The following is a 20,646-nucleotide window of genomic DNA, read 5'->3' as shown; positions in this document are numbered from 1 at the left end:
TTTCGCCGCGCTGAAAAATTCCGCTTGCCCAAGCGCCGATGCATGCCTAGAATACGCGGCTCCTTCGGGGTGTAGCTCAGTCTGGTAGAGCGCTACGTTCGGGACGTAGAGGTCGCAGGTTCGAATCCTGTCTCCCCGACCAAAAGGTCAAGCAACACATGAAGAAGCCGGCCCCGTGCCGGCTTTTTTGTTTTCCTTCTTCCCGCGTCGCTCCCGGCCGGCGCTTGCCTGACATGGTGTGCCGATGCCCCCCACCGCCCCCTTGCCCGTGACCCGCGCGCCTTGGCGCGGACGCCTGCTGGTCCTGGGCAGCATCCTGGCCTCGGCCTTCAACCTGCGCACCGCGGTGACCTCGCTGACGCCATTGCTGGACGTGCTGGGCAAGGTGTTCGATTTCGGTGCGAGCTTCGCCGGCGTGCTGGGCATGGTGCCTACCGCGGCTTTCGCCGCCTTCGGCGTGGCCACGCCGCGCATCGTCCATCGCCTGGGCCTGGAACGCACCGCCCACCTGGCCATGCTGCTGGCCATGGTGGGGTTGCTGCTGCGCTCCTTCGCCCTGGGACCGGTCAGCCTGCTGGTGGCCTCGGCGATCTCCCTGGCCGGCATGGGCATGGGCAACGTGGTGTTGCCGCCGCTGGTCAAGCGCTACTTTCCCGACCGTGTCGGCACGGTCAGCAGTGCCTACATCACCATCCTGCAGATCGGCACCTTGCTGCCGGCGCTGCTGGCCGTACCGGTGGCGCAAGCCGCGGGTTGGCGCGTCTCGCTGGGCACCTGGACACTGACGGCTGCCGCGGCCGCGGCCCTGTGGTGGTCGGTGCGACGCGTGGAAAAACGTGCGACCTCCACCCTGGCCAACCTGCACGACAAGGCCGTGCAGCAGGGCGATCCGGCCCCGGAAATGCCCGAGGTCATCGACGCGCCAGGCAAGGTGTGGCGCACCAGGCTGGGCTGGGGCATGGCCTTGATGTTCGGCATGACCTCGCTCAACACCTATGCGATGTTCACCTGGCTGCCGCGGCTGTTGACCGAGGCCGGCGCCACCCCGACCTTCGCCGGCACCATGGTGGCGCTGTTCTCGGCGCTGGGCCTGGTGGGCGCGCTGTGCATGCCGCTGATCGCCGTGCGCGTGCGCAACCCCTACCCCATCGTGCTGCTCTGCGCGCTGTTCTATGCCGCGTCCTTCATCGGCCTGCTGTGGGCGCCGATGCGCGCGCCGGTGCTGTGGGTCGCCTTGCTCGGCATGGGGCCGAGCACCTTCCCGCTGACGCTGACGCTGATCAACCTGCGCACGCGCACGCAGGCTGCTTCGGCGGCGCTGTCCGGCTTCATGCAGGGCGTGGGCTATACCGTCAGCTGCCTGGGGCCGCTGCTGTTCGGCGTGCTGCATGAGGCCAGTGGCGGCTGGGAACTGCCGTTCGCCTTCCTGACCGCCTGCATCGGCGTGTTGCTGGCCGGGGCATGGTTCGCCTGCAAGCCGCAGGTGCTGGAAGACCACTGGTTGCGGTGAGTACCCCCCAACACGCATGAAGAGAAACGGCCGCTGATGCGGCCGTTTTTCCCTTCCACCTACTTCACTGGCAGGCTGATGTAGCTGGCCGCCTGCGGGCTGTGCCAGATGCGCTGGGTCGCCTTCTGGTAGTCGCCAGGCTTGGCCAGATAGATGTTGGGCACGAAGGTCTGCGGGTTGCGGTCGTACAGCGGGAACAGGCTGGACTGCACCTGCACCATCACCCGATGGCCGGGCAGGAAGGTGTGGTTGGCCGTGGGCAGGCCGAACCGGTACTCCAGCGGCGTGTTGGGGGCGATGGCCTTGGGCTCGGCGAAGCTTTCGCGATAGCGGCCGCGGAAGATCGCCAGCGACACCGGCAACTCGTAGCCGCCCATCTGCGGGGATGAGGCCACGGTCTCGGGGTAGACATCGATCAGCTTGACCACCCAGTCGCTGTCGCTACCGGTGGTGGAGGCCTGCAGGTGCACTTCGGGGGCGCCGGCAATGGACAGCGGTTCGGTCAGCGGCTCGGTCACGAAGGTCAGCACGTCGGGGCGACCATCGACGAAACGCTGGTCCTTCACCAGCCAGGTGGTCCACATGTCGCGGTCGCCGAAATGCACCGGACGCGGCACGAACGGCACCGGCTTGGCCGGGTCGGAGACGTACTCGTCATACCCCGCGCCGCCCTCGGCCGGCGCCTGGAAGCCGAGCTTGCCGCCGGCCTGCAGGTAGAGCGGCCTGGGCTTGGCCGCGCAACCCTCGCCGCAGCTCTGCGGCCAGGATGCCAGGCGGTCCCACCGGGTCTTGCCGGTGTCGTAGATGAACACCGGCGGCGTATCGGCCTTGGGTGCGCCATCGAGCAGGTACTGGTTGAAGAACGGCAGCAGCACGTCGCGCCGGAACTGCAAGGCGGTATCGCCGTCGAACTTCAACGCGCCCAGCTCGCTGCCGTTGTAGTTGACCTGGCTGTGGCGCCACGGCCCCATCACCAGGTAGTTGAGCGTGTTGCCGGTGTCGCGCGGCTCCATCGCCTCGTAACTGTGGATCGCGCCCCACATGTCCTCCTGGTCCCACAGCCCCTGCAGCCACATGGTCGGCACCTTCAGCGGCGTCTTGGCCATCACCTTGTCCAGCGCCTGCTCCTGCCAGAAGCTGTCGTAGGCCGGATGCTCGGTGAGCTTGCGCCACCATGGCAGCTGGTCCACGCCGCTGGCCTTGGCGTAGTCGCCGGCCGAGCCGCGCAGGAAGGTGGTGTAGTCGTCGTAGCCGACGCTGGGGATTTCCGCGCCCTTGCCGCGCTTGGTCAGCTGGCCGGTGAAGTAGCCGAAGTTGATCTGGCGGAAGGCGCCATAGTTGAGCCAGTCATCGCCCATCCAGCCATCGATCATCGGGCTTTCCGGGGCGGCGACCTTCAAGGCCGGGTGCGGGTTGGTCAGCGCCATCACCACGGTGAAGCCTTCGTAGGACGAGCCGATCATGCCGACCTTGCCGTTGGACTGCTTGAGGTTCTTCACCAGCCAGTCGATGGTGTCCCAGGCGTCGGTGGCGTGGTCGACCTTGGTGTCGTTCAGGGGGCCGCGCAGCGGCCGGGTCATCACGTAGTCGCCCTGCGAGCCGTACTTGCCGCGCACGTCCTGGAACACGCGGATGTAGCCGGCCTGCACGAACTGCTCGTCGCCCTGCGGCAGGATGTCCAGCATGCGCGGCGATTCCATCCGCGAAGCGCGGCCATCGGCGTTGTACGGGGTGCGCGTGAGCAGGATCGGCGCGGCGGTCGCGGCCTTGGGAATGACGATGACGGTGTGCAGCTTGACGCCATCGCGCATGGGGATCTCCACCTCGCGCTTGATGTAGTCGTTGGCCGCATCCGGCGCCACGAAGGGCTTGCCGGTGACGTCCGGCGTCATCGGCGAGGTCTGCGCCAACCCGGGCAGCGCGGCGGCCATGAGCAGGGACAGCAGGGTCGGACGCAGCGCGGCGATACGCATGGTGTGGCTCCAGGCAAGATGACTGAACGGACAGTTTAGGGTCGCCCCGTCCCACAAGGCACCGTGACTGATGGCATAGAGCACCTGCCCCAAGCGCCCATCCCAAGCGCCACTAGGCCGACTCAATCGATCGCGATCGGCACGCGCGTCTGCCCTGCCCCTTCCACTACGAAGCGCTCCACTGTCAGCGCTTCCAGGCCCATCGGGCCATAGGAATGCAGGCGCGTGGTGGAGATGCCGATCTCCGCGCCCAGGCCCAGCTCGCCACCGTCGGAAAAGCGCGAGGACGCATTGACCATCACCACCGCCGCGCGCAGTGACTGGATGAAGGTAGCGGCATGGGCGTCGTTGCGGGTGGCGATGACCTCGGTGTGGTCCGAGCCGTAGTGGCGGATGTGATCGATGGCCGAGGCCATGTCCGGCACCACGCGCACGGCCAGCACCAGGTCCAGGAATTCGGCGGCGTAGTCCTCGTCGGTGGCCGGCTTGGCTTCGGCCACCAGCACGCGGCAGGCCTCATCGCCACGTAGCTCCACGCCGCGCGCCAGCAAGGCCTTGGCCGCCAGCGGCAGAAAGGCGCCGGCGATGTCCTGATGCACCAGCAGCGTTTCCAGCGCATTGCAGGCGCTGGGGCGGGAGACCTTGCCGTCCACGACCAGCTTGACCGCCAGGTCCAGGTCGGCGTCGGCATCGACATACAGATGGCACACGCCCTTGTAGTGCTTGATCACCGGCACGCGGGCGTGCTCGGCCACGAAGCGGATCAGGCCTTCGCCGCCGCGCGGGATGGCCAGGTCGACGATGTCGTTGAGCTGCAGCAGTTCCAGCATGGTCTCGCGGCGCAGGTCGGTGACCAGGGTCATGGCGGCCTCGGGCAGGCCGGCCTGGCGCAGGGCGCGCCGCAGCGAGGCGGCGATGGCGGTGTTGGAATGAATCGCCTCCTTGCCCCCGCGCAGGATCACGCCGTTGCCGGCCTTGATGCACAGCGCCGCCGCGTCGGCGGTCACGTTCGGCCGCGCCTCGTAGATCATCGCGATCACCCCCAGCGGCACCCGCACCTTGCGCACGCGGATGCCGTTGGGACGGACCTCCTCGCGGGTCACCTGCCCCACCGGATCGGGCAGCGAGGCGACCTCGCGCAGAGCGGCGGCCATGCCGGCCAGGCGCTTGTCGTCCAGCAGCAGCCGGTCGAGCATGGCGCTGCCGAGGCCGCCCTCGCGCGCGGCCTGCAGGTCCTGGGCATTGGCGGCCAGGATGGCGGCACCGTCGGCTTCCAGCGCCGCGGCCATGGCCTGAAGCAAATCGGCCTTGGCCTGCGAGGACAGCTGGGACAGGGGCTGGGCCGCCTCTTTGCAGGCCAGGGCCAGGCGCTTGATGTCGTCGGTCATGACAGGGACTCTTTGAACACAGAAGAGAAAGATGCGGAGCCGTTGTGGGAGCGGCTTTAGCCGCGAAGAGGCTTTCCGGGTAAAGCCCCTTCGCGGCTAAAGCCCCTCCCACATGTGGTTCCTGCAACAGGCTTCACAGCAGCACCAGATCATCGCGATGCACCACGTTCTCGCCGTAGTTGTAGCCCAGGACGGACTCGATGTCGCGCGAATGCCGGCGCGCGATGCGGCGGATGTCCAGCGCCGAGTACTGGCTGATGCCGCGCGCCAGGCGCCGCTGTCCGCTGTCCTCGCGCAGCCAGATCTCCACCGTGTCGCCGCGGCGGAAATCGCCTTCGGCCGCGACGACCCCGCCGGGCAGCAGCGAGGCGCCCTTGTCGGCCAGCGCCCGCGCCGCGCCGGCATCGACCACGATCGCCCCGGGCTCCACTGGGGCGTGGCGCAGCCAGGACTTGCGCGCGGCGATCCGGGTCTGGGCGGCATGGATGCGGGTGCCGCGCAGGCGGTCCTGCGCCAGGCCGCGCACGACCTCGGCACTGCGGCCGTTGAACAGATAGGTCTCCACGCCGGCCGCGCCAGCCTTGGAAGCGGCCTCCAGCTTGGTGCGCATGCCGCCGGTGCCGACGCTGCTGCCGCTGCCACCGGCCATGGCGAAGACTTCCGGCGTCAGCTCGGTCACCTCATCCAACGCACGCGCGTGCGGGTTGCTGCGCGGGTCGGCGGTGTACAGGCCATCGATATCGGTGGCGATGAACAAGGCATCGGCATCCACCAGTGCCGCCACGATGGCCGCCAGGTTGTCGTTGTCGCCCAGCTTGAGCTCGTCCACCGACACGGTGTCGTTCTCGTTGACCACCGGCAGCGCACCCAGGCGCAGCAGTTCCAGCAAGGTGGCGCGCGCGTTGAGGTAGCGGCGGCGGTTGCGCAGGTCGTCGTGGGTCAGCAACACCTGCGCCACCGGTCGCTCGAAGAAGCGTTGCCACAGGGCGATCAGCTGCGCCTGCCCCAGCGCCGCCAGCGCCTGTCGCGCCGCCATGGCCGCACCGGCTTCGGCCGCTCTCGGCACGATGGCGCGCCCAGCCGCGACGGCGCCGGACGAGACGATCACCACCTCGCGCCCGGCCTGCACGTGGGCCGACACGAACTGCGCCAGGCCCAGCGCGAAGCGCGGGCTCAGCCCGCCGCCATCGGCCGCCAGCAGGCTGCTGCCGACCTTGAGCACGGCGCGCCGCCAGGACGGCATGGCCTGTTCGGTGAAGGGAGACGGCGCGGTGGGGGTGGGAGCGCTCATGGAACCTTCGGGCAATGGGAGAAAACTAGGGCGTGACCCACTCGTGGACGGTCAACTCGGAAGCATCGCGCAGCGCCAGCGGGTCGGTGGCCACCAGCGCGCGGGCCTGCTTGAGACTATCCAGATTCTTCAGCACATAGGCACCGCCGCTGCCGTCGCTGAAACCGCCGGCCATGTGAAGCTGCCCCTCGATCTTGAGGTTGATCAGCCAGTCCTTGTGCGGCCCGATCACATCGGCCGGGAAATCGGGCTTGCGCAGGGCCATCACCAGATAAAGCTTCATGCCAGTTCCTCCTGTTACGTGCGGCCCACGCGATGGACCTCATCGCGTGGCGCACTGGATTCCGCCGAGGCGGGAAGACATTCAACCAACGACGGCCCGGACTCGATTGCTGCCGCGCCTGGGCCTGCGCCGTTGCCGTTGCCGTTGCCGTTGCCGTCACGATGACAGCAAGTGCAACGAACGACTCAACCCGCCAACGCCTCCCACCGCGCCCGCAACACCTCCAACTGCAGGTCTGCCGCCGCACCAGGCGAGACACGCGCGGCCAGGCTGCCTTCCGGCGTGCGTCCCTGCCCGGCAGTGTCCGCGCTGGCGGCAGCCGCCTTGTAGGCCTCACGGAACGGCACACCCGCCACGGACGCCTCCACGGCCACGTCGGTGGCGTACATGCCCGAGTCGATGGCGGCGCGGATGCGCTCCTCGCGCCACTCCAGGTTGGCCAGCAGCGCCGGCAGCAGTTCCAGCGCCGGCAGGCCGCGGCCGAAGCCGTGGAAGATCGCGCCCTTGGAGCCCTGCAGGTCGCGGTGATAGCCCGAGGGCAGCGACAGCAGCTGCTCGATCTCGGTCTTGGCCGCGGCCACGCTGGCGTGGGTGGCGCGCATCAGCTCGATCACGTCCGGGTTGCGCTTGTTGGGCATGATCGAGCTGCCGGTGGTGTACTGCGCCGGCAGCGCGACGAAACCGAATTCGCCGCTGGTGAACAGCGACAGGTCCCAGGCGATGCGACGCAGGTCCAGGGTGGCCCCGCCGAGGGCTTCCAGCGCGGCAAGCTCGAACTTGCCGCGCGAGAGCTGCGCGTAGATCGGCGAAACCTGCAGGCGGGCGAAGCCGAGCTCGGCGGTGGTGTGCTCGCGGTCCAGCTTGAGGTTGACGCCATAGCCGGCCGCCGTGCCCAGTGGATTGGTATCCACCAGCCGGAAGGTGTCCATGGCGCGGGTGGCGTTGTCGATGAAGGCCTCGGCCCAGCCGGCCCACCACATGCCTGCCGAGGAGACCACGGCGCGCTGGATGTGGGTATAGCCCGGGATCGGCAGGTCCTTTTCGGCTTCGGCGCGGTCCAGCGCGACCTTGGCCACCTCCCGGCTCAGCGCGGCCACGCGCAGCAGCTTGTCCTTCAGCCACAGCCGCGTGGCCACCAGGATCTGGTCGTTGCGGCTGCGGCCGGTGTGGATCTTGCGGCCGGCATCGCCCAGGCGCTCGGTCAGGCGCGCCTCGATAGCCGAATGGCAATCCTCGTACTGTTCGTCCAGCACGAAGGCGCCACTGCGGAAATCCTCGGCCAGCTGATCCAGCTGCTCGCTCAGGTTGCCCAGCTCGGACAGCGAGAGGATGCCGATGTGCTGCAGCCCCTGCGCGTGGGCCTTGCTGGCGGCGATGTCGTACAGGAAGAACTCGCGGTCCAGGATGACGTCATCGCCAGCCAGGAAGGTCTGGATCTTGGCGTCGACTTGGACACCGGGTTTTTGCCACAACAGGTTGGTCATTGCGGGTCCTTGTTGCGGGACCGGGGACCAGGGACCCGGGACCCGGGAAGAGCAAGAGCTGACGCTCCGGCTTTTCCCGGGTCCCCGGTCCCCGGTCCCCGGTCCCGCTGATTCAAACAGGAATCGAAGTCAGCTCGGGCAGCCCGAGCGCCAGGTTGAGGTTCTGCATGGCCTGGGTGGCCGCGCCCTTGAGCAGGTTGTCCAGGGTCGCCACCACCACCACGCGCTTGCCGCCCGGGGCCACGGTGAAGGCGCCGATCTGCACGCCGTGCCGGCCGGCGATCCGGCTGACCCAGGGTGCATCGTCGACCACCTCGATCAGCGGCTCGTCGGCATAGCGTGCCTGGTACAGGTCCTTGATCGCCTCGCGGCTCATCGGCTGCTGCAGCCACAGGTTCACCGTCATGGTGATGCCGCGGAAATGCGGTGCCACGTGCGGCATGAACTCCACCGGCACGCCCAGCTGCGCGGAGACCTCGCGCTCGTGCATGTGGTTGGTCAGCGAGTACGGCATCAGGTTGTCGGCCAGCAGCGCCGGGTCGTTCTTGTCCGAGGGCGTGGTGCCGGCACCGGAATAACCCGACACGCCAAAGCACTGCGGCGGCCCGGCCAGCTGGTCCAGCAGCGGCGCGATCGCCAGCTGCATCGCCGTGGCGTAGCAGCCCGGATTGCTGATGTGCTTCTGGCCGGCGTACCGGCCACGGGTCAGCTCCGGCAGTCCGTAGTACCAGCTCGATTCGAAGCGGTAATCGGCCGAGAGGTCCACCAGCACCGTATCGGCGCGCGCGGCGCTCACCGCTTCGGCATAGGCCTGCGCCTTGCCATTGGGCAGCGCCAGGATCACCGCATCGGCGCCCTTGGCGGCCACCGCATCGGCGTCCAGGTTCTCGAAGCGCAGCTCGCCGGCATAGGCGGCGTTGTGCGCGCTGACCGGCTGCCCGTCCAGCTCGCGCGAGGAGACGAATGCCAGCGTCAGTTGCGGGTGGGTCGAAATCAGCTTGATCAGCTCGCTGCCGGTATGGCCGCGGGCGCCGACGATGCCGACGGTGAAGGTCTTTGAGGTCATGCGTGCTTGTCCAGCCGATGCTGCAGGTGGGTCCTGACAGCCGGCCATTCGTGGGAAAGGATGGAGAACACGACGGTGTCGCGCAGCGAGCCATCGGCATGGCGCCGGTGCGCGCGCAGCACGCCGTCCTGGCGCGCGCCCAGCCGCGCGATGGCGGCGCGCGAGGCGTGGTTGAACCAGCTGGTTTCGAACACCACCGCCTCGCAGCCCAGCGTGTCGAAGGCGTGGCCCAGCAGCAGCCGCTTGGCCTGGGTGTTCAAGCCGGTGCGCTGCACCCGCGGCGCATACCAGGTGTAGCCGATGCTCAGGCGCGGCACGGCCCGGTCGATGTCGTAGAAACGCGTGGAGCCGGCGACCACCCCCTGTGCGTCCAGCGCGACGAAGCACAGCGCGCGTCCCTGGGCCTGGTCCTCCAGGGCCGCGGCAATGAAATCATCGATGGCCTCGGCCTTGGGCACGCCGGTGTACCACAGCGCGGGCAGCACGCCGTCGGCCACGACCTCGCGCAGGCCCTGCGCGTGCGCGGGCGAGAGCGGCACCAGGGTGACGTGCTCGCCGCGCAGGGTCGGCACACTGGTCCAGGCGTTGGCGATCGCCGCGTCCATGTCAGCCTTCCAGGGTCGGCCGGCGCGTGGCGCAGTGGGACACGCAGTGCTGGATCTGCGCAAAATCGTCCATGCCGTACCAGAACACCTTCCACTTCTCCTGCTTGAAGCAGCCGTCGGATTCGGCGTAGTAGAAGATGTTGATCTGGTTGTGATGGCGCGAGCGCCAGAACAGCTGCGGGGTTTCCTCGCGCATCACGTTCCATACCGCGCGGCCCAGGCCTTCGCCCTGCGCATCGTCGGACACGGCGAACTTGTCCAGGTACACCATGCCATCGCCATCGGTCAGGATGATGGCGGTGCGGTAGTTCTCGCTGACGTAGGCGCGCAGCAGCTGGGTCTGCTGGTAGTAGTCGGGCACCAGCTTGCGGCCGAAGCTGGACTCGATCAGCGAGGTCAGCTTCGTCAGGTCCAGCTGCTCCCACGAGGTCGCCTTCAGCACCCGCTCGCCACGACGCACCAGCGTGCCCGAGCCCTTGTGGGTGAACAGCTCCTTGGCCAGGTCGGCGGGCCGGGTGATGGACACCGAGGACTCCAGCGGCAGCTTGTCCAGCAGGTCCTTGATCTGCTCGATCTTGACCTTCATGCCGCCGTGGATCCAGGGCTGCTGGATCAGGTGGTCGTACTCGGTGGACAGGTTGATCGAGTCGATCACCTTGCCCTGCGCGTCCAGCAGGCCACCGGTGCCGGTGAGGAAGATGATCTTGTACGGCTGCAGCTCGCGCACCAGCTCGTTGGCGGCGAAGTCGGCATTGATGTTGAGGATCTGGCCCGAGGGCGTTTCGCCCAGGCTGGTGATCACCGGGATCGAACCGGCCTGCAGGCTGGCCTCGATCGGCGCCAGGTTCACCGCCCTGACCTCACCCACCAGGCCGTAGGTGTCCTGGTCCAGGTACTCGGCCTCGAACACGCCACCGGTGATCGAGGTGGCGCGCGCGCCACCGGCCTGCAGGGCCTCCACCAGCTTCAGGTTGGAGGCCTGGAACACCTTGCGCACGATCGCCAGGCCTTCTGGCGAGGTCACGCGCAGCCCATTGACCGTCTGCTTGACGATGCCGGCGGCCGAAAGCTCGGCATCCAGCTGCGGGCCGGCGCCATGCAGCACGATCGGCGTCAGCCCCACTTCCTGCAGGAAGGTCAGCGAGGAGGTCAGGTCTTCCAGCTCATCGCGCAGCACCGCGCCGCCGACCTTCACCACCGCAAAGCGCTTGGCATCCAGCTGCGAGAAGCGCTTGAGGTACTGGCTGATCTCCTTGGCGCTGGCCATGCTGGACAGCAGGCGCACGATGGTTTGGCGGGTCTGGACGTTGGTGACGGGGATGTTCACGGTGTGCGGGAAAGCTCTTGAGAGTGACGGGCGGAAATCGAATCGTGGACGACGGACTCAACGCCCGTTGATGATGCGGTGGACCGATTCGGCGTAGCGCTGCAGCTGTTCCAGCGTCACGAACTCATCGGCCGTATGCGCCTGGGCGATGTCGCCCGGGCCGTAGACCAGGGCGGTGTAGCCGCCGGCGGAGAACAGCGAGGCCTCGGTCCAGAAGTCCACGGCGTTGCCGATGGGCAGATGCAGTTCGTCGGCCACGTCGCGCGCGGCCAGGCGCCGCTCCTCGGCGCGGGCGATGTCGCCCGACGGCAGGCTCGGGCCGCGGAAGGTCTCCTCGAAGTACGCCGCGGCCGGTTCGGCGAAGCCGGCGAAGGTGGCCAGCAGCGCGTCGATGTCCATCGACGGCAGCGGCCGGAAGCCGAAGCGCAGCTCGGCGGCCGGGGCGATCATATTGGCCTTGATGCCGCCCTCGACCCGGCCGATGTTGAAGCGCAGCCCGGTCAGCCCGCCAAAGCGCGCATGGCTGAGCGATTCGACATGATCCAAGGCCTTGCCGCCCCAGCGCATGGCCTGGTGCAGCGCGCTGGCCGAGGGGTCCTGCTTGCCCGAGGCGTGGCCGGCGCGGCCGGCGAACTTCATCAGCACCGAGCTGATGCCACGATGCGCCAGCACCGCCTCGCCCATGGTCGGCTCGGCCACCAGGATCGCCTCGTAGGGCAAACCGCGGGCCAGGAACGCGGCGATGCAGCGCGGGTCGTTGGCCTCCTCGTCGGAGGAGAACAGGAAGGCGGCATCGCCATCGCCGGCATTGGCCGCGGCGATGAGCGCGGCCGCCGCGCCCTTGATGTCGCACACGCCCAGGCCCACCACCCGGTCGGCTGCACGGCGCATCACATGCGGATCGGCGCTCCAGTGCGGCGAGTCCGGCACCGTGTCCAGGTGGACATTGAACAGGTACTTCGGCTTGCCGCGCACCGCGTAGAAGCTGATCGCCCCGGCGCCGTGATCGATCACCTCGACCTGGAAGCCCGGCAGCTGCTGGCGCAGGTAATCGAAGATGCCGCCGGTGGTCAGCGCACGCGGGGGATTGCGGGTGTCGAAGGACACCAGCTTCTCCAGATGCGTCAGCGTGGTTTCGAGCAAAGGCGTCATGGGATAAGGAGTGAGTGGTGGGGCGGGGAGTGAGGAGTGAGGAGTGAGCGACAGCAGAGCCGGAACTCGGGCTTGGGCTCAGGGTGTCGATGCGCTGGGGGGTGCGGCGTTGCGGGTGTAAACGTCCATGTCCAGCTTTTCCATCAGTCGGTCAGGGCGCGCGGCCGGCTGGAAACCGAACTGGGCGTACAGGCCGTGCGCGTCCCAGGTCGCCAGCATGAAGCGGCGCAGGCCCTGCAGCTGCGGATGGGCCATGACGGCCTGCATCAGCTGCTTGCTGTAGCCCTTGCCGCGCTGGTCTTCCAGCACGAATACATCGGCCAGGTAGGCGAAGGTGGCGCCATCGGTGATGACCCGCGCGAACGCCACCTGCCCCGCCCCGTCCACATAACCCCCGAAGCACAGCGAGCCGGCGATGGCCCGCTGCACCGTCTCGCGCGGAATCTCCCGCGACCAATAGGCCTGGCGCAGGAAGTCATGGATCACGTCCAGGTCCAGGTGGGTTGGGTCGGTGGAGATGTGGAGAGGGTTCATGGGGGCGGATGGCGTTGCAGCGAGGAACGAGTGGAGAGGAACGAGGAACGAGGAACGAGAGCCGCGAGAGCAGGCCGTGCTGGCAATGGCACTCGTTCCTCGCTTCTACTCACTACGTTTCTACTTTCGGGCGAGGAACGAGTGGAGAGGAACGAGGAACGAGAGCCGCGAGAGCAGGCCGTGCTGGCAATGCCACTCGTTCCTCGTTTCTACTCACTCGTTTCTACTTTCGGGCGAGGAACGCGTGGAGAAGACGAGAAACGAGCGTCGCGGGGAACAGACAATGCCAGCAGCCCCACTCGTTCCTCGTTCCTAATCACTCGTTCCTACCATTCACTTGCGCATACAGCGTCGAGCTCATCCCGAACAGCTTGATGAACCCTTCCGCCTCCTCCACGCCCCAGTCGGCCGACTGCGCGTAGGTGGCGCCCTTGGCGTTGAGGATGTGCGGCGAGCTCACTGCCACGGCCTCGACGCGGCCACCGTCGGTACGCAGCACCACCTCGCCGTTGACCTTGGCCTGGGAGGACTTGAGGAAGGCCTCGATGTCGGTCTTGAGCGGGTCGTGGTAGAAGCCTTCGTAGACCAGCTCTACCCACTTGCGCGCCACTTCCGGCTTGAAGCGGTTCTGCTGCTTGGTCAGCACCGCATCCTCCAGCGCGCGGTGCGCAGCCAGCAGCGAGATCAGGCCCGGGGCTTCGTAGACGATGCGGCCCTTCAGGCCGATTACGGTATCGCCGGTGTAGACGCCGCGGCCCACGCCGTAGGGGGCGAACAGCTTGTTGAGCCTGGCCAGGATCTTCTCGCCGGCCAGCGTTTCGCCATCCAGCGCCACCGCCTCGCCCTCGACGAAGCGCAAGGTCACCGACAGCGGCGCTTGCGGCCACTCGGCGCGCGGCGCGCACCAGCCGCGGGCGCCCTCGCCCGGCGCTTCCCACTTGTCGATCTCGCCGCCGGACATGGTCAGGCCCAGCAGGTTCTCGTTGATGGTGTAGGCCTGCTGCTTGGCGCGCACGCCGAAGCCGCGCTCTTCCAGATACTTCTGCTCGTAAGCGCGGGTCTGGGTGTGCTCCTTCTGGATCTCGCGGATCGGCGCGACGATCTCGTAGTCGCCCAGCGCCTTGACCGCCAGGTCGAAGCGCACCTGGTCGTTGCCCATGCCGGTGCAGCCGTGGGCAATGGCCTTGGTGCCCAGCTCGGCGGCGCGCTTGAGCGCGGCATCGACGATCAGATAGCGGTCCGAGACCAGCAGCGGGTACTGGCCCTGGTAGGCCTCGCCGGCCCACACGAACGGCTTGACGAAGCCGGCCCAGATGGCAGGGCCGCCATCGACGGTGACGTGGCTGGCCACGCCCAGCTCGGCGGCGCGCTGCTCGATGAAGGCCCGCTCCTCGTCGTCCACCCCGCCCGTATCGGCGAACACGGTGTGCACGGCGTAGCCCCGCTCCTGCAGGTAGGGCACGCAGAAGCTGGTGTCCAGGCCGCCGGAGAAGGCGAGGACGATGTCTTTGGTCTGACTCATTTGGGGACCTTATGGAGAGAAACGAGTGATGAGGAACGAGAAACGAGTGTGGGTCGCAGGAACTGCGCGGTGGAGCGAGGAAACGGCACTCGTTCCTCGTTCCTATTCACTCGTTCCTAGATCAGGGCGGCCATGATCGCCTTCTGCACATGCAGGCGGTTCTCGGCCTCGTCGATGGCGATGCACTGGGGCGAATCCATGACCGCGTCGGTCGCTTTGACATTCCGACGCAGCGGCAGGCAGTGGCTGAAGACGCCGTTGTTGGTCAGGGCCATCTTGGCTTCGTCGACGATGAAGTGCTTGTACTGGTCGCGGATCGGCTTTTCCGGGCCCCAGTTGCCGAAGTACGGCAACGCGCCCCAGCTCTTGGCATAGACCACGTCGGCGCCGCGGTAGGCGCTCTCGATATCGTGGCTGACCTGCAGCGAGCCGCCGCTCTCGGCCACGTTGTCCTGCGCCCAGCCCATGTAGCGCTCATCGAGGATGTACTCGGGCGTCGGGCACAGCAGGGTCACGTCCATGCCCATGCGGGTGGCGATGGTCAGGGCCGAGTTGGCCACGGCGGTGTTGAGCGGCTTGGGGTGGTAGGTCCAGGTCAGCACGTACTTCTTGCCGCGCAGGTCCTGGGTGCCGAAATGCTCCTGCAGGGCCATCACATGCGCCAGTTCCTGGCAGGGATGGGTGATGGTCTCCATGTTGATGACCGGCACCGGGCAGTACTTGGCGAAGCTCTGCAGCACGCGATCCTGGCGATCGATCTGCCAGTCCACGAACTTCGGGAACGCCCGCACCGCCACCAGGTCGGCATAGCGCCCCAGCACCTTGGCCACCTCGGCGATGTGCTCCTCGGTGTCGCCGTCCATCACCGTGCCCAGGTCGAACTCGATCGGCCAGGCGTCCTTGCCCGGCTGCAGCACCACCGCGTGGCCGCCCAACTGGAAGGTGCCCAGCTCGAAGCTGGTGCGGGTGCGCATGGACGGGTTGAAGAACACCAGCGCCACCGACTTGCCCTTGAGCTGATCTCCCAGCTTGTTGCGCTTGAACAGTGCGGCCTGGGTCAGCAGCGCGTCCAGCTCGTTGCGGCTCCAGTCCTGGGTGTTCAGGAAGTGCTTGAGAGACATCGATGGGTCCTTTGCAGCGTGGGTGCGCGAGGAGCGCGAAATGGGAGGATGCGGCGGAACTTTTACAGCTGAAACTTTTCTTCAGTGCGGAAACGAAAAAACCCAGCCGGGGGGCTGGGTTTTCAGATCAGACAGCACGCAGCTTCCGGTCACCCAGCGAGGATGTGGGATTCCGGTCGGCGAGCACGCGAGGTCATGCCCGAGGCCATCCGGGCGGCGCTTGCGTGAAGGAGCGTGGTCATGTTCATCGGGCGCGCATGGTCGCACGCGAATCCCGACGGCGCAAGGCGCAGGCGGCGATCGCTCACGGCACCGCCGCCTGCGCGCCATCGCCCGGCTGCGGCGGCGTGGGCTGGCCAGGCACGTACGGAGTCACCGCCACGCGGATGCGCAGGCGGTTGCCCGGATCCTCGGCCAGGCGCGAGCGGTACTTGGTGCCCTTCCACACATAGTCCACGTCGTAGGCGATCGGGCGGCGGAACTCGCGGTCCACCTGCACCATGCGGCAGCTCCGGCTTGCCGGCGCCGGGCCGGCCGCCTGCGCGGGGACCGCCTTGTCCTCCCCGGCGCTGCCGAAGAACTCCTTTACCGAGTCGACCATGCGCGAGAGCTTGCCCTCGGGCTTGCCGTCCTCGCCGACCGGCTTGGGCTTCTTGGCGTCCTTGTCCGGCTCCTCGCACTGCTGCTCCATGCGCGAGGCACGCAGGGTCTGGTAGACCGGATCGACCGACAGCACCTGGGCATACTCCAGCCGCACGTTGTCCTTGACCACCACGCTTTGCGCGCGCACGGTGCCGGCGACCAGCGCGAGCATGCAGGTCAGGAGGATCGAAGACACGAGGGACGGCATGCGGGAGCTGAAGGCAGAGACGAGCGGCGGATGGCCGAGTGTAGGCAGCAAGGCGTGCTCGGGGCTGAATCTGGCCTGTCGCGGCATCGCGCTGGGCTAAAATGACCCGATTGCCGCCACGTTCGCCCCCATGCCCCTGCGCCTGTTCAATACGCTGACGCGTCAGACCGAAGACTTCGCCCCGCTCGATCCGGCCAGCCCGACCATGTATGTCTGCGGCCCGACGGTCTACAACTACGTCCATATCGGCAATGCGCGCGGGCCGGTGGTGTTCGGCGTGCTGGCCCAGCTACTGCGCAGGCGCTACGGCGGCTTGCGCTATGCGCGCAACATCACCGACGTGGACGACAAGATCAACGCCGCCGCCGCCGAGCAAGGCGTGCCGATCTCCACCATCACCGACACCTTCGCCGCGGCCTACCGTGCCGACATGGCCGCCCTGGGCGTGGTGCCGCCGGACATCGAGCCGGAGGCCACCGCGCATATCCCGCACATCATCGCCATGATCCAGCGCCTGATCGAAAGCGGCCACGCCTACGCTGCCGATGGCCATGTGCTGTTCTCGGTGAGCTCATTCGACCGGTACGGCCAGCTTTCGCGCCGCGACCCGGAGGAGCTGCTGGCCGGCGCGCGCGTGGACGTGGCGCCCTACAAGCGCGAGGCCGGCGACTTCGTGCTGTGGAAGCCCTCCACCGACGACCTGCCCGGCTGGGACTCGCCCTGGGGTCGTGGGCGCCCGGGCTGGCACATCGAGTGCTCGGCGATGGCCGCCGCGCACCTGGGCCAGACCATCGACATCCATGCCGGCGGCGTGGACCTGCAGTTCCCGCACCACGAGAACGAGGTGGCGCAGAGCGAGTGCGCGCACGGTGGCAAGACCTTCGCCCGCTTCTGGCTGCACAACGGCATGCTCAACTTCGGCGGCGCCAAGATGAGCAAGTCCGTGGGCAACATCGAACGCGTGCACGACCTGCTGCAGCGCCATCCGCCCGAAGCCCTGCGCTACGCCCTGCTCTCGGCGCATTACCGGCAGCCGCTGGAGTGGTCCGACGCCCTGATCGAGCAGTCAGTGCGCACGCTGGACCGCCTGTACGGCACCTTGCGCGACTTGGAGCAGGTCCAGGCCCCGGCACTGATCCCGGCCAGCGTCGAGGCCGCGCTGGAGGACGACCTCAACACGCCGCAGGCGCTGGCCGAGCTGGCGCGCATTGCCGCCGAGGCGCGCAAGGCCACGCACGAGGACGACAGGCTGCGCCTGAAATCCGAGCTGCTCGGCGCCGGCCTGGCACTGGGCGTGCTGCAGCAGGGACCGGCCGACTGGTTCGGCCGCGGCACCACCTCCGAGGACGATGCCCGCATCCAGGCCCTGGTCGACGAGCGCGCCGCGGCCAAGGCCGCACGCGATTTCGCCCGCGCCGATGCCATCCGCAACCAGCTGGCCGAGCAAGGCATCGTGCTGGAGGACACCGCGCAGGGCGTGCGCTGGAAGCGCGGCTGAACCGCGGGCTCGGCCGTCTCGCTCGAGCGCACACTCGGAGTCGGTCACGACACCCTCGCCAGGCGCGCACGGCACCCAGCCCCTGGCACGCCGCCCTCACCCCACCCCACAGCGCAAGCGCGCAAGGTGGACCCTCGCAATCTGGAATCCGCATGAACGACACCGTTTTCCCGCTGGAACCGACCGCGGCCCAGGCCCAGGCGGCCATCAAGGACGAGTTCTCCTTCTTCTCCGACTGGTCCGAGCGCTACCAGTACCTGATCGACCTGGGCCGCAAGCTGCCGCCGTTTCCCGAGGCCTTCAAGACCGAGGAACACCGCCTGCTGGGCTGCCAGTCGATGGTGTGGATCGTGCCGCAGGGCCACGCCGGCAAGCTGGACTTCCAGGCCGTCAGCGACTCGGCCATCGTTTCGGGCCTGATCTACCTGGCCTTGCGTGTGTACTCGGGCCGGCCGGCGGATGAGATCCTGGCCACCGAGCCTGATTACATCGCCGATATCGGCCTGGCCAAGCACCTCTCGCCGACCCGCAGCAACGGCCTGGCCGCCTTGCTCGCCTTCATTCGCCAGACCGCCAAGGCCCAACAGGCGTGAACCTTCCGCCGTCCCCACCGGCGCAGGTCAGCGCACGCGAGGTCCTGCGCCAGCCCGGCTTCATCCGCACCCTCACCTACCGCATCGGCGCCATCCTTTCCTACCAGGTGGTCTCGGTGGCGGTGGGCTGGCATATCTACCAGCTCACCGGCAATCCGCTGGCGCTGGGCCTGATCGGCCTGGCCGAGGTACTTCCCTTCGTCTGTACCGCGCCGTTCGCCGGCTACCTGGTCGACCACCTGCCGCGGCGCAAGCTTGGCATGGCCGCATGCCTGGGCCTGCTGCTGACCGCGGCGGTCCTGCTTGCCGTCACCCGCGGCTGGCTGCCCGCCCAGGGCGTGTGGCCCATGTACGCGGCCGTGAGCGTGACCGGCGTGGCCCGCTGCTTCCTTACCCCGGTCTACAACGCCTTGTTCGCGCGCGTGCTGGCCCGGCATCAGTACGCACGCGGCACCAGCATCGCCAGCGTGTTCTTCCAGTCCGGCATGGTGCTGGGACCGGCCCTGGGCGGGATCCTGGTGGCCTGGGGCGGCACCACGCTGGCGTACGCGGTCGCCGTGGCGCTGGCGGCGCTGGCCATCGCGGTGCTGTTCCCGCTGAAGGTGGCCGAACCGATCGCCACCGGACCGCGCGCGCCGGTGTTCAAGAGCATTGGCGAAGGCCTGCGCTTCGTGTTCTCCAACCAGATCATGCTCGGCGCGATGGCCCTGGACATGTTCTCGGTGCTGCTCGGCGGTGCGGTGTCGATGCTGCCGGCCTTCATCCACGACATTCTGCACGCCGGCCCGGAAGGCCTGGGCATCCTGCGCGCCTGCCCTTCGCTGGGCGCGGTCGCCGCCGGGCTGTGGATCGCCCGCCACCCGATCAATCGCAACGCCGGCCGGATCCTGATGATCGCCGTGGCGTCGTTCGGCCTGTGCACCATTGCCTTCGGCCTGTCGCGCAACTTCTGGCTCTCGGCCGGCATCCTGGTCGTCTACGGCCTGTGCGACGGGGTGTCGATGGTGCTGCGCTCGACCATCATGCAGCTGGCCACCCCGGACGACATGCGCGGCCGCGTCTCCTCCATCAACAGCATCTTCATCAGCTCGTCCAACGAACTGGGCGCGTTCTACGACGGAGTGATGGCCCGCCTGCTGACCCTGGTGCCGGCCATCGTCCTGGGCGGCTGCGTGACCCTGTGCGTGGTGGGCATCACCGCGGTCAAGGCGCCACGGCTGCGGCGGCTGAACATCTCGGACCTGGCCTAGTCGGAACTCGGCCGATGCCATGCCAGGCGGCATGACGTGTGCGGTTCATTGCCGCGCGGCCGCCGACAACGAAAAATCCCGCCGAAGCGGGATTTCTCGTGACTCTCAACTGCAGATGCGGCGGCGCGATCAGTCGCCCTGCTGCTTCTGCAGATGCTCCCAGCGTTCCTGGGCGTCGATGGTGCGCTCGGCGGTGAGGCGGGCTTCCATGCGCTCCAGGCCGATTTCCTCGCCGGTGTCCACGCAGAAGCCGTAGTCCCCGCCGTCCAGGCGCTTGAGCGTGCTGTCGATCTTGCCGATCAGCTTGCGGTAGCGGTCGCGGGTGCGCAGTTCCAGCGAGTTCTCGGTCTCGCGGGTCGCGCGCTCGGCCTCATCGCCGATGTCGCGGACTTCTTCCTTGAGGTTCTCGATGGTCTGCTTGGATTCCTCCACCAGGTCGCTGCGCCACTTGATCAGCCGCTGGCGGAAGTACTCCAGCTGCAGCGGGCTCATGTACTCCTCTTCCGGGCTGGGCTTGTAGCCCTTGGGAAGGATCGGACGGCCGGTGGCCTCATCGACCTTGTAGTCGACGACCTTGTACTGGTTCTTGGGCGTCGGTGCGGCGGGTTTGGCCGCCACGGCCACGGCCACCTTGCCCGTGGTACGGGCCGGGGTCGCCTTGGGCGCGGATGCGGTGGAAGCCTGGCTGGTGGCGGGCTTGTCGGTCTTCTTGACGTTCTTCGGTGCGGGCACGGTGCTCTTTGGGGCGTTAGCCTCGGCAGCGGGCGTCGACGGTTTCGCAGGCGACGTTGTCACGGGCGCAACCGCTGGGGCCGCTGCCTTGGGGGCAGACTTGGCCGGAGCGGGCTTTGCAGCTGGCTTCGGTGCGGGGGGAGCGGCCTTCTTGGCCGGCGCCTTGGCGACCGGGGCGGGCGCGGGCTTCTTGGCCGCCACCGGCTTGCTGGCCGCGGGGGCCTTGGCAGCAGGTGTCTTGGCCGCGGGCGCCTTCTTGGCGACCGCCTTCTTGGAAGCGCTGGTGGGCGCCGCCTTCTTCGCGGCGGGCGCCGCGGGCTTCTTGGCTACTGCTTTCTTCACCACGGCGACAGACTTCTTCGCCGGCTTGGCGGGGGTCTTTACGGCCTTGACGGCCTTCTTGGCGGGTTTCTTGGCAGCCACGAAAAACGCTTCCTTGAAATCTCCCGGGGCTCGGGAAAAGCGGG

18 protein-coding genes and 1 tRNA gene are annotated in these 20,646 nt (G+C 67.9%); 5 read left to right on the top strand and 14 right to left on the bottom strand.

The features are described 5' to 3' along the window. Nucleotides 1-65: 65 nt before the first annotated feature. Both EPA99_RS04130 and EPA99_RS04125 read left to right on the top strand, forming a co-directional pair. A tRNA-Pro gene (locus tag EPA99_RS04130) sits at nucleotides 66-142 on the top strand. A 102-nt stretch (nucleotides 143-244) separates the two neighbouring features. Continuing rightward, nucleotides 245-1,510 (top strand): MFS transporter, encoded by a 1,266-nt coding sequence (locus EPA99_RS04125; RefSeq protein WP_129469929.1) that lies wholly within the window; start codon nucleotides 245-247, stop codon nucleotides 1,508-1,510. Nucleotides 1,511-1,569: 59 nt separating this feature from the next. Here EPA99_RS04125 and EPA99_RS04120 read toward each other — a convergent pair whose 3' ends face one another. The 13 genes from EPA99_RS04120 to EPA99_RS04060 form a co-directional block, all read right to left on the bottom strand. Next, nucleotides 1,570-3,441: a CocE/NonD family hydrolase gene (locus tag EPA99_RS04120; RefSeq protein WP_129470384.1), complete on the bottom strand. Its 1,872-nt coding sequence runs from the start codon at nucleotides 3,439-3,441 to the stop codon at nucleotides 1,570-1,572. Between the two features lie 164 nt (nucleotides 3,442-3,605). Continuing rightward, the gene (locus tag EPA99_RS04115) at nucleotides 3,606-4,871 is read right to left on the bottom strand and encodes a glutamate-5-semialdehyde dehydrogenase (RefSeq protein WP_129469928.1); all 1,266 of its coding nucleotides are present in this window, start codon (nucleotides 4,869-4,871) and stop codon (nucleotides 3,606-3,608) included. Nucleotides 4,872-5,004: 133 nt separating this feature from the next. Further along, nucleotides 5,005-6,162 (bottom strand): glutamate 5-kinase, encoded by a 1,158-nt coding sequence (gene proB / locus EPA99_RS04110; RefSeq protein ID WP_129469927.1) that lies wholly within the window; start codon nucleotides 6,160-6,162, stop codon nucleotides 5,005-5,007. 25 nt (nucleotides 6,163-6,187) lie between these two features. After that, nucleotides 6,188-6,445, bottom strand: coding sequence for a YciI family protein (locus EPA99_RS04105; protein WP_129469926.1), 258 nt, complete (start codon nucleotides 6,443-6,445; stop codon nucleotides 6,188-6,190). Nucleotides 6,446-6,630: 185 nt separating this feature from the next. Next, on the bottom strand, nucleotides 6,631-7,929 hold the full coding sequence (argH, locus tag EPA99_RS04100) for an argininosuccinate lyase (protein WP_129469925.1): 1,299 nt from the start codon (nucleotides 7,927-7,929) through the stop codon (nucleotides 6,631-6,633). Nucleotides 7,930-8,041: 112 nt separating this feature from the next. Beyond that, a complete protein-coding gene (argC, locus tag EPA99_RS04095) occupies nucleotides 8,042-8,995 on the bottom strand; it encodes an N-acetyl-gamma-glutamyl-phosphate reductase (RefSeq protein ID WP_129469924.1) in 954 nt (317 codons plus the stop codon). Further along, complete coding sequence (locus EPA99_RS04090) at nucleotides 8,992-9,600, bottom strand: GNAT family N-acetyltransferase (RefSeq protein ID WP_129469923.1); 609 nt, start codon at nucleotides 9,598-9,600, stop codon at nucleotides 8,992-8,994. Before EPA99_RS04090 ends, argC begins: the two co-directional genes overlap by 4 nt. 1 nt (nucleotide 9,601) lies before the next feature. After that, nucleotides 9,602-10,867, bottom strand: coding sequence for an acetylglutamate kinase (locus tag EPA99_RS04085; protein WP_241688282.1), 1,266 nt, complete (start codon nucleotides 10,865-10,867; stop codon nucleotides 9,602-9,604). A 117-nt stretch (nucleotides 10,868-10,984) separates the two neighbouring features. Continuing rightward, entirely contained in the window at nucleotides 10,985-12,079 is a 1,095-nt protein-coding gene (locus tag EPA99_RS04080; protein WP_129469921.1) for an acetylornithine deacetylase, read from the bottom strand. A 78-nt stretch (nucleotides 12,080-12,157) separates the two neighbouring features. After that, a complete protein-coding gene (locus EPA99_RS04075) occupies nucleotides 12,158-12,613 on the bottom strand; it encodes a GNAT family N-acetyltransferase (protein WP_129469920.1) in 456 nt (151 codons plus the stop codon). A 316-nt stretch (nucleotides 12,614-12,929) separates the two neighbouring features. Next, complete coding sequence (locus EPA99_RS04070; protein WP_129469919.1) at nucleotides 12,930-14,135, bottom strand: argininosuccinate synthase; 1,206 nt, start codon at nucleotides 14,133-14,135, stop codon at nucleotides 12,930-12,932. Between the two features lie 116 nt (nucleotides 14,136-14,251). Continuing rightward, the gene (locus EPA99_RS04065; protein ID WP_129469918.1) at nucleotides 14,252-15,256 is read right to left on the bottom strand and encodes an N-acetylornithine carbamoyltransferase; all 1,005 of its coding nucleotides are present in this window, start codon (nucleotides 15,254-15,256) and stop codon (nucleotides 14,252-14,254) included. Nucleotides 15,257-15,560: 304 nt separating this feature from the next. After that, on the bottom strand, nucleotides 15,561-16,070 hold the full coding sequence (locus EPA99_RS04060; RefSeq protein ID WP_241688281.1) for a hypothetical protein: 510 nt from the start codon (nucleotides 16,068-16,070) through the stop codon (nucleotides 15,561-15,563). Between the two features lie 166 nt (nucleotides 16,071-16,236). On the opposite strand from EPA99_RS04060, the gene cysS reads away from it, so the two are divergent. The 3 genes from cysS to EPA99_RS04045 all read left to right on the top strand — a co-directional run bounded on the left by cysS (nucleotide 16,237) and on the right by EPA99_RS04045 (nucleotide 19,447). Further along, entirely contained in the window at nucleotides 16,237-17,604 is a 1,368-nt protein-coding gene (gene cysS, locus EPA99_RS04055) for a cysteine--tRNA ligase (protein ID WP_129469916.1), read from the top strand. Nucleotides 17,605-17,756: 152 nt separating this feature from the next. Continuing rightward, complete coding sequence (locus EPA99_RS04050; RefSeq protein WP_129469915.1) at nucleotides 17,757-18,197, top strand: SufE family protein; 441 nt, start codon at nucleotides 17,757-17,759, stop codon at nucleotides 18,195-18,197. Next, on the top strand, nucleotides 18,194-19,447 hold the full coding sequence (locus EPA99_RS04045) for an MFS transporter (protein WP_129469914.1): 1,254 nt from the start codon (nucleotides 18,194-18,196) through the stop codon (nucleotides 19,445-19,447). Before EPA99_RS04050 ends, EPA99_RS04045 begins: the two co-directional genes overlap by 4 nt. Before the next feature lie 129 nt (nucleotides 19,448-19,576). On the opposite strand, the gene dksA is transcribed toward EPA99_RS04045, so the two are convergent. Next, entirely contained in the window at nucleotides 19,577-20,602 is a 1,026-nt protein-coding gene (dksA, locus tag EPA99_RS04040; RefSeq protein WP_129469913.1) for an RNA polymerase-binding protein DksA, read from the bottom strand. Nucleotides 20,603-20,646: the final 44 nt, after the last annotated feature.

This window comes from Pseudoxanthomonas composti (assembly GCF_004122095.1).
Lineage (GTDB): Bacteria > Pseudomonadota > Gammaproteobacteria > Xanthomonadales > Xanthomonadaceae > Pseudoxanthomonas_A > Pseudoxanthomonas_A composti.
The sequence above is the reverse complement of the archived record's forward strand: the minus strand, read 5'-3'. Positions and strand labels throughout refer to the sequence as shown.

Excerpts from the sequence above, each read along its gene's own strand:
- EPA99_RS04125 (WP_129469929.1), top strand. The coding sequence starts at position 245 with ATGCCCCCCACCGCCCCCTTGCCCGTGACCCGCGCGCCTTGGCGCGGA.
- EPA99_RS04120 (WP_129470384.1), bottom strand. The coding sequence starts at position 3,441 with ATGGCCGCCGCGCTGCCCGGGTTGGCGCAGACCTCGCCGATGACGCCG.
- EPA99_RS04115 (WP_129469928.1), bottom strand. The coding sequence starts at position 4,871 with ATGACCGACGACATCAAGCGCCTGGCCCTGGCCTGCAAAGAGGCGGCC.
- proB (WP_129469927.1), bottom strand. The coding sequence starts at position 6,162 with ATGAGCGCTCCCACCCCCACCGCGCCGTCTCCCTTCACCGAACAGGCC.
- EPA99_RS04105 (WP_129469926.1), bottom strand. The coding sequence starts at position 6,445 with ATGAAGCTTTATCTGGTGATGGCCCTGCGCAAGCCCGATTTCCCGGCC.
- argH (WP_129469925.1), bottom strand. The coding sequence starts at position 7,929 with ATGACCAACCTGTTGTGGCAAAAACCCGGTGTCCAAGTCGACGCCAAG.
- argC (WP_129469924.1), bottom strand. The coding sequence starts at position 8,995 with ATGACCTCAAAGACCTTCACCGTCGGCATCGTCGGCGCCCGCGGCCAT.
- EPA99_RS04090 (WP_129469923.1), bottom strand. The coding sequence starts at position 9,600 with ATGGACGCGGCGATCGCCAACGCCTGGACCAGTGTGCCGACCCTGCGC.
- EPA99_RS04085 (WP_241688282.1), bottom strand. The coding sequence starts at position 10,867 with ATGGCCAGCGCCAAGGAGATCAGCCAGTACCTCAAGCGCTTCTCGCAG.
- EPA99_RS04080 (WP_129469921.1), bottom strand. The coding sequence starts at position 12,079 with ATGACGCCTTTGCTCGAAACCACGCTGACGCATCTGGAGAAGCTGGTG.
- EPA99_RS04075 (WP_129469920.1), bottom strand. The coding sequence starts at position 12,613 with ATGAACCCTCTCCACATCTCCACCGACCCAACCCACCTGGACCTGGAC.
- EPA99_RS04070 (WP_129469919.1), bottom strand. The coding sequence starts at position 14,135 with ATGAGTCAGACCAAAGACATCGTCCTCGCCTTCTCCGGCGGCCTGGAC.
- EPA99_RS04065 (WP_129469918.1), bottom strand. The coding sequence starts at position 15,256 with ATGTCTCTCAAGCACTTCCTGAACACCCAGGACTGGAGCCGCAACGAG.
- EPA99_RS04060 (WP_241688281.1), bottom strand. The coding sequence starts at position 16,070 with ATGCTCGCGCTGGTCGCCGGCACCGTGCGCGCGCAAAGCGTGGTGGTC.
- cysS (WP_129469916.1), top strand. The coding sequence starts at position 16,237 with ATGCCCCTGCGCCTGTTCAATACGCTGACGCGTCAGACCGAAGACTTC.
- EPA99_RS04050 (WP_129469915.1), top strand. The coding sequence starts at position 17,757 with ATGAACGACACCGTTTTCCCGCTGGAACCGACCGCGGCCCAGGCCCAG.